The sequence below is a fragment of the Aquirufa sp. genome, assembly GCF_044239315.1.
Lineage (GTDB): Bacteria > Bacteroidota > Bacteroidia > Cytophagales > Spirosomataceae > Aquirufa.
This window is the reverse complement of the sequence record NZ_JBIIBQ010000030.1, coordinates 16,355-31,986: the sequence shown is the minus strand read 5'-3', so window position 1 is coordinate 31,986 and position 15,632 is coordinate 16,355. Positions and strand designations below refer to the sequence as shown.

The 15,632-nt window shown below is 42.8% G+C and carries 11 protein-coding genes; 7 read left to right on the top strand and 4 right to left on the bottom strand.

The genetic code is table 11. The annotated features are described in order from the left end of the window. The 4 genes from ACILP5_RS10235 to ACILP5_RS10220 all read right to left on the bottom strand — a co-directional run. On the bottom strand, positions 1-1,149 hold a 1,149-nt coding region (locus ACILP5_RS10235), incomplete at its 3' end, for a TCR/Tet family MFS transporter (RefSeq protein ID WP_395618553.1). A gap of 23 nt (positions 1,150-1,172) precedes the next feature. Next, positions 1,173-2,060 carry a sugar phosphate isomerase/epimerase family protein gene (locus ACILP5_RS10230; RefSeq protein ID WP_395618552.1) on the bottom strand — a complete coding sequence of 296 codons (888 nt, stop codon included), beginning with the start codon at positions 2,058-2,060 and terminating at the stop codon, positions 1,173-1,175. Positions 2,061-2,096: 36 nt separating this feature from the next. Beyond that, positions 2,097-2,831, bottom strand: a complete 735-nt coding sequence (locus tag ACILP5_RS10225; RefSeq protein ID WP_395618551.1) for a hypothetical protein — start codon at positions 2,829-2,831, stop codon at positions 2,097-2,099. Beyond that, entirely contained in the window at positions 2,831-6,691 is a 3,861-nt protein-coding gene (locus ACILP5_RS10220) for a pyruvate carboxylase (protein ID WP_395618550.1), read from the bottom strand. The genes ACILP5_RS10225 and ACILP5_RS10220 overlap by 1 nt, the downstream gene beginning before the upstream one ends. Positions 6,692-6,877: 186 nt before the next feature. Here ACILP5_RS10220 and pdxA point away from each other — a divergent pair, with 186 nt between their 5' ends. The 7 genes from pdxA to ACILP5_RS10185 all read left to right on the top strand — a co-directional run bounded on the left by pdxA (position 6,878) and on the right by ACILP5_RS10185 (position 15,626). After that, a complete protein-coding gene (gene pdxA, locus ACILP5_RS10215; RefSeq protein ID WP_395618549.1) occupies positions 6,878-7,876 on the top strand; it encodes a 4-hydroxythreonine-4-phosphate dehydrogenase PdxA in 999 nt (332 codons plus the stop codon). Further along, positions 7,869-8,789 carry an NAD(P)-dependent oxidoreductase gene (locus ACILP5_RS10210; protein ID WP_395618548.1) on the top strand — a complete coding sequence of 307 codons (921 nt, stop codon included), beginning with the start codon at positions 7,869-7,871 and terminating at the stop codon, positions 8,787-8,789. Before pdxA ends, ACILP5_RS10210 begins: the two co-directional genes overlap by 8 nt. After that, positions 8,786-11,227, top strand: coding sequence for an endonuclease MutS2 (locus ACILP5_RS10205; RefSeq protein ID WP_395618547.1), 2,442 nt, complete (start codon positions 8,786-8,788; stop codon positions 11,225-11,227). The genes ACILP5_RS10210 and ACILP5_RS10205 overlap by 4 nt, the downstream gene beginning before the upstream one ends. A gap of 47 nt (positions 11,228-11,274) precedes the next feature. Next, positions 11,275-11,715, top strand: coding sequence for a tetratricopeptide repeat protein (locus tag ACILP5_RS10200; RefSeq protein ID WP_395618546.1), 441 nt, complete (start codon positions 11,275-11,277; stop codon positions 11,713-11,715). A 153-nt stretch (positions 11,716-11,868) separates the two neighbouring features. After that, on the top strand, positions 11,869-12,297 hold the full coding sequence (locus ACILP5_RS10195; protein WP_395618545.1) for a peptidylprolyl isomerase: 429 nt from the start codon (positions 11,869-11,871) through the stop codon (positions 12,295-12,297). Between the two features lie 3 nt (positions 12,298-12,300). Then, positions 12,301-14,739, top strand: a complete 2,439-nt coding sequence (locus ACILP5_RS10190; RefSeq protein WP_395618544.1) for a hypothetical protein — start codon at positions 12,301-12,303, stop codon at positions 14,737-14,739. After that, positions 14,736-15,626, top strand: a complete 891-nt coding sequence (locus ACILP5_RS10185; protein WP_395618543.1) for a YicC/YloC family endoribonuclease — start codon at positions 14,736-14,738, stop codon at positions 15,624-15,626. Before ACILP5_RS10190 ends, ACILP5_RS10185 begins: the two co-directional genes overlap by 4 nt. Positions 15,627-15,632: the final 6 nt, after the last annotated feature.

The following is a 15,632-nucleotide window of genomic DNA, read 5'->3' as shown; positions in this document are numbered from 1 at the left end:
CATGAAGAAAGCTGCACCAGGAAACAATATTGGGGCTTTTTCTGAAGCGAAATAAGCAAAAAGATTCGAGGCTAATAAGGGTCCAAAAATGGTCGTAATCGACTGTAAACTGGTTAATCCACCTTGCAACTCCCCTTGTTCGTCAGGACCTACTTGCTGGGTAATGAGACTTTGGAGTGCTGGCCCAGCAATTCCTCCTAAACCGAAAGGAATCATAAAGGCATACATCATCCAAGACTTAGTCGCATAGGCAAACATAAAGAAACCGATTCCGTACAGGAGTAAACCGTAGGAGATCGCTTTTATTTCCCCCAGTTTGGGCATAATTACGCGAGCTAAACCTCCTTGCACAATTGCTACAATTAATCCCACAAAAGCTAAGGAATAACCTACCTGATCTGGTGTCCAACCAAAAACCTTCATCGTAAAATACGACCACGTGCTGGGGTGCACCTGACCGGCTAATTGCAAGCAGAAAAAGCCGCCTACTAAACCGGCAATTAGAGGGTATTTAGTTAAATTTTTTAAGGACCCTAATGGGTTTGCACGACTGATATCAAAAGGACGGCGATTCGATTTTGCTAAGGATTCAGGCAGTACAAAATAGCCATAAATTCCATTGATTAAGGTTAAACCAGCCGCTGCAAAGAATGGAATACGGTCTCCATAGGAGGCTAACATACCTCCTACAGCAGGCCCAATGATAAAACCTACACCAAAGGCTGCTCCTACTACCCCAAAATTCTTCGCGCGATCTTCCGGTTTAGAAACATCCGCAATATAGGCTTGAGCCGTTGTAAAACTGGCTCCAGTGATCCCAGACATAATTCGCCCAATGAATAACCACACAATATTAGGCGCAAAAGCCAAGACTAAATAATCAATCGTAAAGCCAAACAAAGAGGCTAAAATCACCGGGCGTCGACCCACTTGATCTGATAATCCTCCTAAAACGGGAGAAAACAGGAATTGCATAATGGCATAAGAAGCCATTAACCAGCCGGCGTATTGTGAGGCTACGGAAATATCCCCTCCTACAAAACCCTTGATTAGGTTAGGTAAAACCGGGATAATTAACCCTATTCCAAGAACATCAATTAATAAAGTGATGAAGATAAATCCAATTGCAGGATCCTTTTTACTCGCCATTTGATTTTAAATTAGGCTGCAATTTAAGAAAAAGGATACTGAATTTTAGATTTTAAAAATTCCTTACTCGTTTCAGCACAACTTAGTGGCGTTTTACCTGTATCAGGGACAGCATCTAATTCCACGATGGCAAAGCCTTTGAATTTGATTTTATCCAAGTTAGCAAACACCTCTTCTAAATTAACTTTTCCCTGTCCTAATTCAACAAAACGGTAACGAGGCTCTGTTTGACGCACATCCTTCATGTGGAAAGAGTGCAACACTTTGCGGTATTTCAAGACAGCTTCCGCTGGATTACCTCCCCCTTGAAAATAATGTGCCACATCTAAAAGCAATTTGATTTTAGAAGAATCCATGTGAGTTACCAGTAAATCTACCTCCTCTGGCGTTTCCCCAAACTGGTCCATGTGGTTATGGTAAGTGGCTTGAATGCCCAATTCTTTCGTTTTAGCACCGATTTCGTTCATCACCTCTGCTAATCGAATCAAGTCTTTTTCTTCCGGCTTTACCCCTTTCTTTCGTAGGGAATTAGTCAATTGGATCGAAGTACCACCTAAGGCTTTCACAAATGCCGCATGCTTAACGTGCTGAGCGATAGAGGCTTCTACTTTAGCCGGATCTATCTCCACATTGCCACTTGAGAACATGCATAATTGTAAGCCAGATTGATCCAATAGTGCTTTTAAGGCAGCCGTATTGTCTTTGTATTTCGCATAGGTATTCGCACGCAATTGAATTCCCTTAAATCCTAAGGAAGAAATATCTTTAATTGCCTGCTCATCTTGCCCACTCCAGGTAATAGCTGAGTAGCCTAATGAATATGTTTTTTTGGCAGCAAATAGGGAAATAGGAAATGTGGTTGCCAAAGTAAAAAAGGCTGATTTAGCCAAGAATTCGCGTCTCGTTTTCATATAAATAGGTTTTATTGTAAAAGCTTTATCTTCGACTTATTTACTCTCGCCGAATTTCAAATAATCTGCTAACAAACTGAGTTTATCCGTGCCAATATAATCCACACCGATGTCTATCAAAGCCTGATATCCTAAAAGAGAATCTGGCGTAGCCCACAAACGGACTTTTCGGCCATTCGCGTGAACTTGATCGACGTAGTTTTTGAGTTTTTCCTTCAAAGCGGCGGGAATAGGCCCTTGGCCACCCCAAAAACCAAATTTTAACATGGATTCACTCTCCAAAATCACTTTATTCGTGGGAAAATGTTCATCCGAACGTCCATCAAACGTAATCCAAGCAGGGGATTCAATATATTGAGACGGTTTAGGGCGATTTCCAGAGATCACGATACGGAATCCCTTTTTCTGTATGATTTCTGCATGGGGCTTCAAAGCAGCGATAATCAGCAGCAAAGTAGAGTCTGATGAAGTCTTCGAATCAATCAATAATTGGTGAAAATTACCCTCTTTATTTGCTTTTAAAACCCGAATAATGGGATCGATATACAAATCCTTCAAGTTGCGATTCAGACGTAGCTGGGAGCGTTCATGCCCCACTAATAACTCGCCATTTACTGCGTACACATCCGCCTCGATTGAACCAAAACCTAGCTGAAACGCATCAAAAAAAGGCCTCTCATGTTCGTAATCATTGTGTGCATGTGCTTTTAAAAGCGGATTTTGAGCCTGCGCTGCAAATGTCAACAAACAAAAAAGAGCGATTTTTTTCATTAGCCTTTTACATAGTCCCCAGACGCAATTCGCGTTTTAGGGTCAATTTTTTTATTGTATAAATACGCATAAGATTCGATTTCTTTACCTTTTAGGCTCACCTTTACCTGCTCACGAACAAAAATACTTTCCGCTGGTTTTTCCGTATTGTATTCCTCGTACTCATCTAAAACGTTCAATAATTTGATCGTATTGGACAATAAATACAATTCACCTACTACTTGGTCTTTCGCATCTGATGAGGGAATAATACCGGGATAATCGGCCACTTGGTACATTTGGCCTTGGTAGGTCGCCATGCCGATATAGTCCGAATTACGTGCGATTAAGCGGTGTAAATCGTTTCCACAGTCGCGACGCAAGGTTCCATACACAAATAAATATTCCTCTACATTCGGTTCTGGTAGTTTTGCCTCTTCCAAAGTCAATACTAAGTCGTCTTGCTCCACCACTGTTCCTTCTGTTAATACTACGTTACCGATAATTCCTTCGAATGGCGCTGAGACGATCGATTCCATCTTCATCGCTTCGATTACGTAAAGTGGTGCGTTTAATTTCACCTCATCGCCTGGTTTTACCAAGATACGGGATAATCTGCCTTGCAATGGAGCGCCGATATCCCCTTTTGCCTTCGCTTTTGCGTGTTGTGCGCGTTCAACTTTGACGTTTTTGTCCAAAATCTTAATCCGGCGTGCCTGGCCATTCAATTCAAATGTGACATTGCGAAGACCTGATTCGTCCGGTTCTGACATGTACAAGAACTTAACGATGATCGTCTTACCCGGCTCAATGGTAATCATAATCTCCTCGTCCTGCTTCAAGCCATAGAAAAAGGCGGGTGTAGGAAGAGCTGATAATTCACCGAATAGGGCCGAATTCTTGTAATAATCTTCGTAGACTTTCGGATACATTTTATAAGACAAGTAATCAAAGAATCCGTCTTCAGCCTCCGGGAATTTCTTCGTGAAGGACTTAAAGTCTGCATCGAAGTCGATGGGAGCCAAATGGTCGTTTGGACGTCCTTCGATGGCATGCTCCCCTTTTAAGACAATCTCTTGCAATTGTTTAGGGAATCCTTGGTAAGGTTGGCCTAGGCCGCCTTTAAAGAAGTCTTTTACGGACTCTGGGAAAGATAAGGTAGAGCCTTTGGCATATACATCCTCCGCCGTTAACGAATTAGCGGTCATAAAAATCGCCATATCCCCTACTACTTTCGAGGATGGAGTGACTTTAACAATATCACCAAAAAGCGTGTTGGCCTCCGAATAATTATGCTTCAATTGTTCAAACTTATCCCCCACTCCGAGTGAAATCGCCTGTCCACGCAAGTTCGTGTACTGGCCACCTGGTATCTCATTATTGTACACCTCAGCTGTACCAGACTTCAATTCCGATTCAAACGGAGCATACATGTAACGTACAGCCTCCCAATAATTCGAGTATTCGTTCAACAGATTTAGATCTAAATCAGATGCCTTCGGGTGACCCTGCATCATGGCCACTAAGGAATTCAAATTAGGCTGTGATGTCAATCCAGACATCGCTCCGATAGCCCCATCTAGAATATCTACACCTGCCTCAATTGATTTTAAATAGGTAGCAGATTGAACTGAGGCCGTATCATGTGAGTGCAAGTGTACTGGTATCGAAATGACTTTCTTTAACTCTGATATTAATTTCTCTGCTTGGAAGGGACGTAAAAGACCGGCCATATCTTTCAAACACAAAATGTGTGCGCCAGCGTCTTCCACTTGACGCGCCATATCAAGGTAGTACTGCAAATTGTATTTGGGATTCGTAAACATATCCCCTGTGTAACAAATAGCCACTTCTGCAATGCCTGGCGTGCGTTCACGAACTGCCTTTATCGACACTTTCATCGCCTCGATCCAGTTTAAAGAATCGAAAATTCGGAAGACATCGACACCCGCTTCGGAGGATTTCTCCACGAATTTTTCAATTAAATTATCCGGATAGGCTGAATAACCCACGGCATTAGAACCGCGGAAGAGCATTTGCAAAAGCATATTCGGCATGGCCTCACGGAACTCCTGAAGGCGCTTCCAAGGTGATTCTTGCAAGAAACGCATCGCCACATCGAAGGTCGCACCACCCCAAACCTCCATCGAGAACAATTGAGGAAAGGATTTCGCAAAACCATCCGCCACAGCTAACATATCTTGAGTCCGCACACGCGTCGCTAACAGCGATTGGTGTCCGTCCCGGAAGGTCGTATCTGTGAAGTAGATTTGCTTTGAATCACGGATGTGCTGAGCAAATTTCTCCGGACCCATTTCGGTTAATAATTGTTTGTTTCCTTTCGGATAAACCGCCATTGGATCCACGTATGGGATAATGGCAGGGCGGAATGGAGCCGTTGGCTTCACTTTTACGTCCGGATTTCCGTTGACAATCACCTCACCTAGGTAGCGAATCGCTTTTGTAGAGCGGTCGCGGGTTGGCTTAAAATTAAATAATTCCGGGTGTGTCGCGATGAAAGGCACCGTACAATGGCCTTCTTGGAAGACGGGGTGCGTGATCACATTGCGCAAGAACGGGATGTTGGTTTTTACCCCACGGATTCGGAATTCGGTTAGGGCGCGGTTTAAGCGTTCGGACGCACCGCGAAGCGTGCGGCCTTTAGCAGATACCTTCACTAACATGGAATCGAAATAAGGGGAAATTTTTACCCCAGGATAGGACGATCCTTCGTCCAAACGAATCCCGAAACCGGCTGCATTACGGTACGCGATGATCGTTCCAAAATCGGGCTTAAAACCGTTTGCAGGATCCTCCGTAGTGATACGGCATTGGATGGCAAAACCTTTTAATGGGATGTCCGCTTGGTTTTGAATGAAAATACCGGGATCGGATAACTTGTAATTTTGGGCGATTAAAATTTGAGTACGAACGATATCAATGCCCGTTACCTCTTCCGTAATCGTATGTTCTACCTGAATACGCGGATTGACCTCGATGAAATAGATATTTTCGTCTTTATCGACTAAAAATTCCACCGTTCCTGCGTTGTAATAATTCACAGCTTTACCAATGGAAAGCGCGTAAGCGTATAATTTTTGTTTTGTCTCTTCTTTAAGACCAAAAGAGGGTGCGATCTCCACCACTTTTTGGAAACGTCTTTGCACTGAACAATCGCGTTCGTACAAATGGACTAAATTCCCGTGTTGGTCCCCTAATAATTGTACCTCGATGTGCTTCGGATCATCAATGAATTTCTCGATAAACAAGGTGTCATCTCCGAAAGCATTTTTTGCCTCATTCTTTGCCTCCTGGTACGCCTTTTCTAATTCATCTTCCGACCTAACTACCCGCATTCCACGTCCACCACCACCGGCAGCCGCTTTCACCATTACGGGGAATTTAATGCGTTTTGCTTCGGATAAGGCCAAAGAATAATCTGATAAATCTCCCTTAGAATCCTCGATCATAGGCACATTGGCCTTCAAAGCAGCTACTTTCGCCGCCACTTTATCCCCTAATGCATTCATCGCTTCGGGAGATGGCCCCACGAAAACGATTCCTTCCTCCCGGCAACGAGTCGCTAAAACCACATTCTCTGATAGGAAACCATAACCCGGATGAATTGCCTCAATTTTCTTCGATTTACACAAAGAAATCAAGCCCTCGATATCTAAATAGGGCTTTAAAGGCTCATCGTCTTTACCGATTTGGTAGGCCTCGTCCGCTTTATAGCGGTGCAAAGAATACCGATCCTCGAAGGTGTAGACAGCTACCGTGCGAATTCCTAATTCGGAGGCAGCACGCATAATTCGGATAGCGATCTCACCGCGGTTAGCGATTAATAGACTAGAGATTTTCTTAACGTATGATTTTGGCATAATCAGTAAAGTAGGAGATTCTAACAAAAATGCTAAAAATATTATGAAATTTGCATCTAAAACGGTATTTTATTTGGTAAAACTTAAAAAAATACTATTATTATTGGGTTCGTTACCAAGAAAAATAATTCTATCGGCTTCGAGCGATTTTTCTTAACTTGCAGGTCGAACAAAAAATTTCATTTTATGAAACCTATCATCGGTATCACATTAGGGGATTACAACGGAATCGGACCCGAAGTAATCTTGAAATCCTTGGCCAGCCCACGCTTGCTAAAGTGGTGTACGCCTGTGATATATGGTTCTGCTAAAGTACTGGATTTTTACCGCCAAAAATTTGAATTAAAAGAATGGTCCATCGCTGTAATCAAAGAGGCGTCAGAAGCTAAATCCGGCGAAAGCTTTGTTATTAACTGCTGGGATGATTCTTCTACCGAAGTAGAGCCAGGAAAAGAGACCAAAGAGGCAGGAAAAGCAGCCTTTGAATGCTTAGAAAGAGCCGCTAACGACCTGGATCGTGGACTAATTTCCGCCTTAGTTACCGCTCCTATCAATAAACACAACATCCAATCCGAGGACTTTAAATTCCCTGGACATACCGAATATTTAACGGAACGCTTCGAAGCGAAATCCTCTTTAATGATGATGGTTTCTGAAGGTTTTAGAATGGGCGTAGCCACGGGTCATATTCCTCTTTTAGAGGTTTCCAAGGCCTTAAGCGCCGAATTGTTACGCACAAAGATCACCTTATTTTTAAAGAGTTTAAAGGAAGATTTTTCGATTGACAAACCTCGATTAGCTGTCTTAGGCTTAAACCCACACGCAGGTGAAGCGGGGTTACTAGGACAAGAGGAATTAGAAATTATCCAACCGGCAGTGGAGGAGTTTAGGACGAAAGGCAACTTAGTTTTTGGCCCTTATCCTGCGGATGGATTCTTTGGAAAAGCACAATTCAAGGATTTTGACGGTGTTCTTGGTATGTACCACGATCAAGGTTTGATTCCATTCAAATACATTGCTTTTGATTCTGGAGTGAATTTCACCGCAGGATTACCCGTTATTCGCACATCCCCAGATCACGGTACGGCTTATGATATTGCAGGCCAAAACGTAGCCGATCCCGGTTCATTCTTACAGGCCTTGTTTTTAGCGTTAGATCTCATAAAAAATCGAATGAATGCGTAAAGTCTTAATCGTCGACGAGGTTCATCCTTCGATGACAGAAGGACTAACGAATTTGGGATTCGAGGTGGAGACACGTGCGGATTTATCTCTAGCCGAATTTACTTCGATTTTACCAGCTTATGACGGATTAGTCATTCGAAGTAAGTTCAAAATCACGGCAGATATTCTTACGGATAGTACCTTAACTTTTATCGCACGTGCAGGCGCTGGACTCGACTTATTAGATGTGGATGCCTGTTTATCTCGAGGAATAGCCGTTTTCTCGGCCAACGAAGGGAATGCTGATTCGGTTGCAGAACACATCATTGGCCAACTTTTATCCCTTGCCCATAAACTACATACCGCGGATACTGAGGTACGCCACGGATTGTGGGAAAGAGAAGGAAATCGTGGTTTTGAGCTCAAAGGAAAAACCATTGGAATCATCGGATATGGCAATATGGGTAAAGCCGTGGCTTCGCGCCTTTCCAGCTTCGGAATGAGTATTTTAGCTTACGATAAATACGCACCATCCGAAGATTATCCAGCATCTATGGAGCAGCTATTTGAGCAAGCTGACATAGTAAGTTTGCACATACCCTTGACTTCTGAAACACGCGGACTAATTTCGGTTGAGTTTATAGCGTCGTTCAAGAAGCCCATTTTTTTGATAAATAGTTCTCGAGGGCCTATCGCTCCACTGGAACCCTTATTACACGGATTGCGCTCAGGCCAGATTAAAGGGCTAGCATTAGACGTTTTACCAAACGAAAAATTGTCTTCGTGGTCTCCTGTAGAAAAAGAGCTATTCGCTGAAATCGCAGCCTTTCCTGCCACCATTTTCAGCCCACACGTAGCGGGTTGGACCACAGAAAGTTATTATAAAATTAACGAGGTTTTACTCGAGAAAATAAAGGCGCATTTCTCCCTATGAATTACCCCGTAAATCTTGCCGAAAAACTGGGTTTCAACCAAGTAAAAGAGGAAATTAAGCAGCTTTGCTTAAGTCCTATGGGGTTAGAATATGCGGATAAAATGCGATTTTCAGACCGCTTCCCATTAGTCAAACAATGGGTGGAGCAGGTCGATGAGATGGGGCGCATTTTGGGCGAGCACGGAGGCGAATTTCCACAGACTGATTACTTCGATTTACGCTCCTATTTAAGTCCATTGCAACTGGAGGGCCATTATTTGTCAGCAGACGAGTGGAGAGACTGGCAGCGGGCCTTAACGGTTTTGTATGAAACTATTCGCTTCTTTGCTGCCATCGATGCGACTGAATACCCTGAAATACATAAAATTACCCAGCATTTTATAGCCAAAGGCGCGGAAAGCAGTGGAGATTTCAGACAAATACTACCCATTATTCAAGATTTAGACCGAGTATTCGATACAAATGGTCAAATTAAGGAAACAGCCTCCCCTGCTCTAGGCGATTTACGGCGCAAGCGTTTAACTGAAGAGCAAGGACTTCGAAAGAAATTGGATTCCTATTTAAGCCAGGCCTATAAAGAGGGCTGGGTCAGCAAAGATTTCTCGTTGACGTTGCGCAATGGCCGAATGGTGATTCCATTAGCAGCGGAGCACAAACGGAAGATCAAAGGTTTCGTTCAAGATGAATCGGATACGGGGAAAACAGTCTATTTAGAACCCGCTGATGCGTTGGCGATGAACAATGAGATCAAGTCATTGGAATCAGCGGAGAGACGCGAGGTTATTCAAATTTTATCGAAACTTTCAGATCGCATTCGACCTTTGACTCCCTTTTTAGCACATGCTTTTTCGTGGCTAGGTTTAATTGATTTTATTCGGGCCAAAGCCCTCTGGGGAGCCGAACACAAAGCCATCAAACCTACGTTCATTCAAGATAAACCGATCGTAAACTGGACCGATGCGCGTCATCCACTGCTAGAAAAATCGCTGGAAAAAATCGGCAAAAAGATCAAGCCACTGACCATTCGTTTAGAGGACGATCGACGCATTATGGTCGTTTCCGGGCCTAATGCTGGAGGTAAATCCGTTACATTAAGCACCGTAGGTTTGTTGCAGTTCTTATTCCAATCTGGCTGCTTAGTGCCTTTGGCTGAAGGCAGCACGATGGGCTTTTTCTCCCAACTCTTCCTTGATATGGGCGATGAGCAAAATCTGGAGAATGAATTGAGTACCTATTCCTCGCACTTAAGTAATATGCGGCATTTCTTGCAGCACGTGAACGAGAAGACGTTGATTTTAGTCGATGAATTTGGTACTGGAACGGAGCCCTCTTTAGGTGGAGCGATAGCAGAATCCATCTTAGAAAAATTAGCTGATAAAGGATGCTATGGTGCAATTAATACGCACTTTGGTAACTTAAAAAGCTTAGCTGATCGTCAAAAAGGACTCTTTAATGCCGCCATGCGTTACGACACGGAACACCTAGAGCCTCAATTCATTCTGGATATGGGAAAACCGGGTAGTTCTTTTGCATTTGAAATTGCCCAGAAAATCGGACTGCCTAAGGCTATCATCGAAAATGCCCGCAAAAAATTAGGCAAGAAACAGGTGGACTTCGATAAATTATTGTTGGAAACGGAAACAGAGAAGCAAATTTGGGAGAGTAAGAATGCCAGCTTAGCACTAGCGAATGAGCAAGCACTATCCATCAAGGAAAACTACGAGCGGCTCAAGAATCACGTGCAAGAGGAGCAGAAAGCGATGTTAAATGCGGCCAAAGCCGAGGCAAAAAAGATTATTCAGGAGGCAAATCAACGGATTGAGCAAACGATTCGACAGATAAAGGAAAAGGAAGCGGATAAGGAAAAAACGAAAGAGTTACGCGCGGATTTAGAGCAATTTGTTCAGAAAGAATTGAAAACCGAAGCTCCATTAAAGGTCGTTTCTGAAACACCAGGCATTGTTTACGCGAACTCCCCTATCGCTATGGGCGATTGGGTGGTGATTAAGGGGAGTGGTGACGAACCTACTTTGGGACAAATTCTTGAACTAAAAGGCAAAGACGCAGTCATTTCCCTAGGAGCGATTCGTAGTACGATTAAGTTAAATCGTCTGCAAAAAATCATTGCACCTAAACAACCGAAGAAAAGCACAGCTCCACTTCGTGGCATCGACATCAACGACCGAATGGCTCAATTTCAGCTTAAATTGGATATTAGGGGGAAGCGAGCCGAAGAAGTCTATGTTATTTTAGACCAATACATTAACGATTGCTTACTTTTAGGCGTTCCAGAAGTTCAAATATTGCACGGAAAAGGCGATGGCATTTTACGCACGCTTATCCGGGAACAATTACGCCGTTACAAAGAAATCAAGAATAGTTCTGACGAACATGCAGACCGTGGTGGTGCGGGAATTACCATCGTTACATTCAAATGATCCGTATTTTTGCTACTCTTTTTGCACTATTTCTGCTAAGTAGTTGTATGTTTCAATATGCCGCTGGACTCAGTCAAATCCAACAAGAAAAATACGAGCAAGCCACGTATAATTTCTCAGTTGCCCTTTCAAAAGACCCCAAAAACCCAGCAATCTACTTTGCAAGGGCTTATTCTCGCGGATCCATGCAGCAATATTCTGGAGCCATATCTGACTTAACAAAGGCCATTCGCCTTGATTCCACGAACGCAGATTATTTCTTTTACCGTGGTTATTACAAATCCAAAATAGGCAACGACAAAGGGGCTATCCGTGACTATTCAGAATCCATCATTCGGTATCCTTATTATGCAGAAACTTATTACAATCGCGGTTTAAACCTGATGCATTTAGGTCTATTGGATGATGCTTGTCTCGATTTTAAGACGGCGATTGAGCTGGGGGATACTTTGTCCTTGAAGTACCGAGCTTCGCTTTGTAAAGAATAAAGCATAAAGCACAAAGAATAAAGTAGAGAATAGATTATAGAGTAGAGAGAGGAGATGGTGAATGGTGAATGTTAAATGGTGGGTCCATTTGCTTTGAAAGGCTGTAAAAATTCATGTTATTTGTAGCTTATTTTTAAATTTTAACGATTCAATATGTCTATTGCAAAAACCGGCGACAAGGTTGCCGTACACTACACAGGTAAACACACCGACGGTTCTATTTTTGACTCTTCTGTAGGAAGAACTCCCCTTGAATTTCAATTAGGTTCAGGTATGGTCATCAAAGGTTTTGATGATGGCGTGACCGGAATGACTATTGGCGAGAAAAAAACGGTAGTTATTCCAGCTGCTGAGGCCTATGGTGAGCATTCTCCAGAGAACACGGTAACACTAGAACGTGCTCAAATACCTGCTCATATCGAATTAGAATTAGGGGGTTCCTTATCCATGCACCAAGATGGTGGTCACGTGGTAGAAGTAGTCATCACTGATTTAACAGATTCCCATGTAACTTTAGATGCTAATCACCCGCTTGCTGGCCGTGATTTAACATTTGAATTAGAATTAGTATCGATTTCATAGACTATGAAAATTAATTTGCGCTCCTTTGCCCCACACGGGATTGTCCTTTTGGGTTTCCTTTTGATCGCTTTTATCTATTGTGGACCCGTTCTACAAGGAAAAGTATTGATCCAACATGATATTCAGCAAGCCCAGGCGGCGGCACAGGAGAGCATACAATACAAACAGAAAACCGGTGAAGATGCGTGGTGGTCGAACTCCATGTTTGGCGGAATGCCTACCTACCAGATTTCAGGATCTTATCCGTATTCTATTTCTGCCAAAATCGGTTCTTTCATTACCAATCTCCTTCCTAGCCCTGTGAATTTGCTTGTCCTTCAGATGCTAGGTATGTATATTTTGCTTTGGGCAATGGGATCCTCCCCTATTTTAGGCTTCGCTGGGGCCGTTTTTTACGCCTTTGCGACCTATAATATGGTCATTATTCCGGCTGGACACACCTCGAAAGTATTGGCCTTAGCTTATGCTCCTATCGTACTTGCGGGGGTGAAACTAGGCTGGGGTAATCGTAAATGGCTAGGAGCAGCCTTATTCACGCTGGGAATGGCACTCGAATTATATGCCAACCACGTACAAATTACCTATTACCTATTCTTCATTATTGGGTTTTATAAAATCTACACGTTATCGCAAGCAATCATTCATAAAACAGTGGTTGAATGGTTAAAGCGCGGTTTATTGCTCGGCTTGGGTTTAGCATTAGCTTTAGGAACGCACTCGATGCGCCTTTGGAATAACTACGAATATGCAAAAGAGACCACCCGTGGTGCCTCCGAATTGAGTGCAAATAAAACGCGTGGAGATGGATTAGATCAAACGTATGCTTTCGACTGGTCGTATGGTATCGCTGAAACGGGGACCTTGTTAATCCCTAATTTTATGGGTGGAGCTTCTGCTGGAGATTTAGGAGGAACCGCTTCTAACACCTACCAGACGATGACTAATGCGGGTATTCCGGAGGAACAAGCTTTGGGATTCGTGGAAAAAGGCCCGGCCTATTGGGGTGAACAGAGCTATACCGCTGGCCCTGCCTATGCGGGTGCTCTTGTGATTTTCTTGTTCTTGTTTGGAGCATTCTTTATTAAATCAGCTGAAAAGTGGTGGATCATCGGATTTACGGCCCTTTTCATCACCTTCGCTTGGGGTAAATATTTCTTTTTCAACGGAATTTTATTCCAATATTTCCCCTTATTTAATAAGTTCAGAGCGATTACCATGGTACTGTCCTTTGTACAGCTTGGTTTTGTAAGTTTGGGCATTTTAGGATTGATTCGATTCATTCAACTAAAATCTACCTGGTCAGATATCAAAAAACCGCTTTTATATGCTGCGGGTTTAAGCGGCGGTCTTGCTTTGTTTTTCGGAATGGCTCCGGACTTATTTCTTGACTTTAAAGGCCCTAACTTTGGTAGTGCATTAATCCAAGATACTGGCTTGAATAACCAAATTTGGCGTAGTATTCAACTAGACCGAATCGATTTATTTCAATCCGACGCCTTCCGCAGTTTCTTCATTGTACTGATTGGAACTGGTATAATATGGGTGGCAAGTACAGGGAAAGTCAAAAAACCGATTTGGTTAATTGCCTTGGTTCTCTTAGGTATATTTGATTTAACTCCGGTGGCGAAACGCTATTTTGGCAAAGATTTCTTTGTCTCAAAAGCTACCTTAGAAGAGCAAATTTTACCCACACCAGCCGATCAAAAAATCTTACAAGATTCTTCTCATTACCGTGTAGTGAATGTCGCAACTAGCTTTATGAACGATGCGACTACCTCGTATTACCACCAGTCAGTGGGTGGATATCACGCGGCTAAATTACGCCGTTACCAAGAGTTAATAGAGAAGCAATTCACCGCAAATCCAGGACAAATGAATATCCTGAATATGCTAAATACAAAATATATCCTGAGCCCCGATTCAACCGGGCAATTAACACCTCAAACCAATCCTGGAGCCTTAGGTAATGCGTGGTTTGTGTCAACAGTTAATCTTGTATCATCGGCAGATAGCGCCTTGAGTGGAATTGGAAAAATAGATCCTCGATCTGTGGCTTTAGTTGAGAAAAAAGATGCTTCTTTCGTTCCAGCAACCAGCTTTAAATCGGAAGGAACGATTAACCTAACTTCATACAAGCCAAATCATTTAACCTACAGTTCTACTTCCAAGGATCCAAGCTTCGCCGTTTTCTCTGAAATTTACTACCGAGGAAACAAAGATTGGAAGTCCTATATCGATGGAAAAGAAACCAATCACGTACAGGCAGATTATATTTTACGTGGCTTAGCCATTCCTGCAGGGAAACATACCATTGAGTTTAAATTCGCTCCTGTTTCCGTTATTACTGGAAATAAAATTGACTTAGGAGCTTCCGTAGCTATGCTTATATTTATTGCATTTGCTTTTTACCAAGCGGCTAAGGCCAAAAAAGAAACTATATGATCTACTCCATGACGGGCTTTGGAAAATCCCAAAAAGAAATCCAAGACCTGCAAATCCGTGTCGAAGTTAAAACGCTAAATTCGAAGTTTACGGATATATTTTGCCGTGTTCCTAAGTCCTTTTCAGCTAAAGAAATAGACATTAGGAATTACCTGACTCAACAATTAGAGCGCGGTAAAATGGAGCTAAATCTCCATATTCAAAAGAACAACGAAAACGTAGAACAAAGCATCCTTCCTCAAGCACAAATAGCGACTTATTTCGCTGAATTAAAGCGCTTCGCTGCTGAATTAGGGGTCCAAAATATCGACGACAATGCCTTGTATTTACAAGCGATGTCGATGCCAAGCCTAAACTCCTCTGATCAATCACAAGAGAATGAAGAGGAAATAGAGGCTTTATGGCAAGTCATATATGCGGCGGTTCAAGAAGCAGTCAAAGAATGTAAAGAGTTCCGTGCCCGCGAAGGCAAGGTTGTAGAAGACAAATTCCGCGAATACATCGCTTCCATTAAATCCGGTCTAGCACAAGTTTTAGAGCAAGACAAAATCAGGATGCCAGGTATTCGTGAGCGGATGCGTAATGCCCTTTTAGAACTAGGATTAAAAGAAGACTTTGACAAAAACCGCTTCGAACAAGAGGTCGTTTATTACATTGAGAAATTCGACATCTCCGAAGAAAAAGTCCGTTTGGCGACCCATTTAGACTATTTCATCGAAATTCTCGAGGAAGGAAATGGGAAGAAACTAAACTTCATGGCCCAAGAAATTGGCCGAGAGATCAACACCATTGGCTCGAAAGCAAATGATTCAACCATTCAACGATTGGTGGTGAATATGAAGGATGAGCTGGAGAAGATTAAGGAGCAAACGGCTAATGTTTTATAGTCGCAA

Excerpts from the sequence above, each read along its gene's own strand:
- ACILP5_RS10230 (WP_395618552.1), bottom strand. The coding sequence starts at position 2,060 with ATGAAAACGAGACGCGAATTCTTGGCTAAATCAGCCTTTTTTACTTTG.
- ACILP5_RS10220 (WP_395618550.1), bottom strand. The coding sequence starts at position 6,691 with ATGCCAAAATCATACGTTAAGAAAATCTCTAGTCTATTAATCGCTAAC.
- ACILP5_RS10185 (WP_395618543.1), top strand. The coding sequence starts at position 14,736 with ATGATCTACTCCATGACGGGCTTTGGAAAATCCCAAAAAGAAATCCAA.
- ACILP5_RS10225 (WP_395618551.1), bottom strand. The coding sequence starts at position 2,831 with ATGAAAAAAATCGCTCTTTTTTGTTTGTTGACATTTGCAGCGCAGGCT.
- ACILP5_RS10200 (WP_395618546.1), top strand. The coding sequence starts at position 11,275 with ATGTTTCAATATGCCGCTGGACTCAGTCAAATCCAACAAGAAAAATAC.
- ACILP5_RS10190 (WP_395618544.1), top strand. The coding sequence starts at position 12,301 with ATGAAAATTAATTTGCGCTCCTTTGCCCCACACGGGATTGTCCTTTTG.
- ACILP5_RS10210 (WP_395618548.1), top strand. The coding sequence starts at position 7,869 with ATGCGTAAAGTCTTAATCGTCGACGAGGTTCATCCTTCGATGACAGAA.
- ACILP5_RS10205 (WP_395618547.1), top strand. The coding sequence starts at position 8,786 with ATGAATTACCCCGTAAATCTTGCCGAAAAACTGGGTTTCAACCAAGTA.
- ACILP5_RS10195 (WP_395618545.1), top strand. The coding sequence starts at position 11,869 with ATGTCTATTGCAAAAACCGGCGACAAGGTTGCCGTACACTACACAGGT.
- pdxA (WP_395618549.1), top strand. The coding sequence starts at position 6,878 with ATGAAACCTATCATCGGTATCACATTAGGGGATTACAACGGAATCGGA.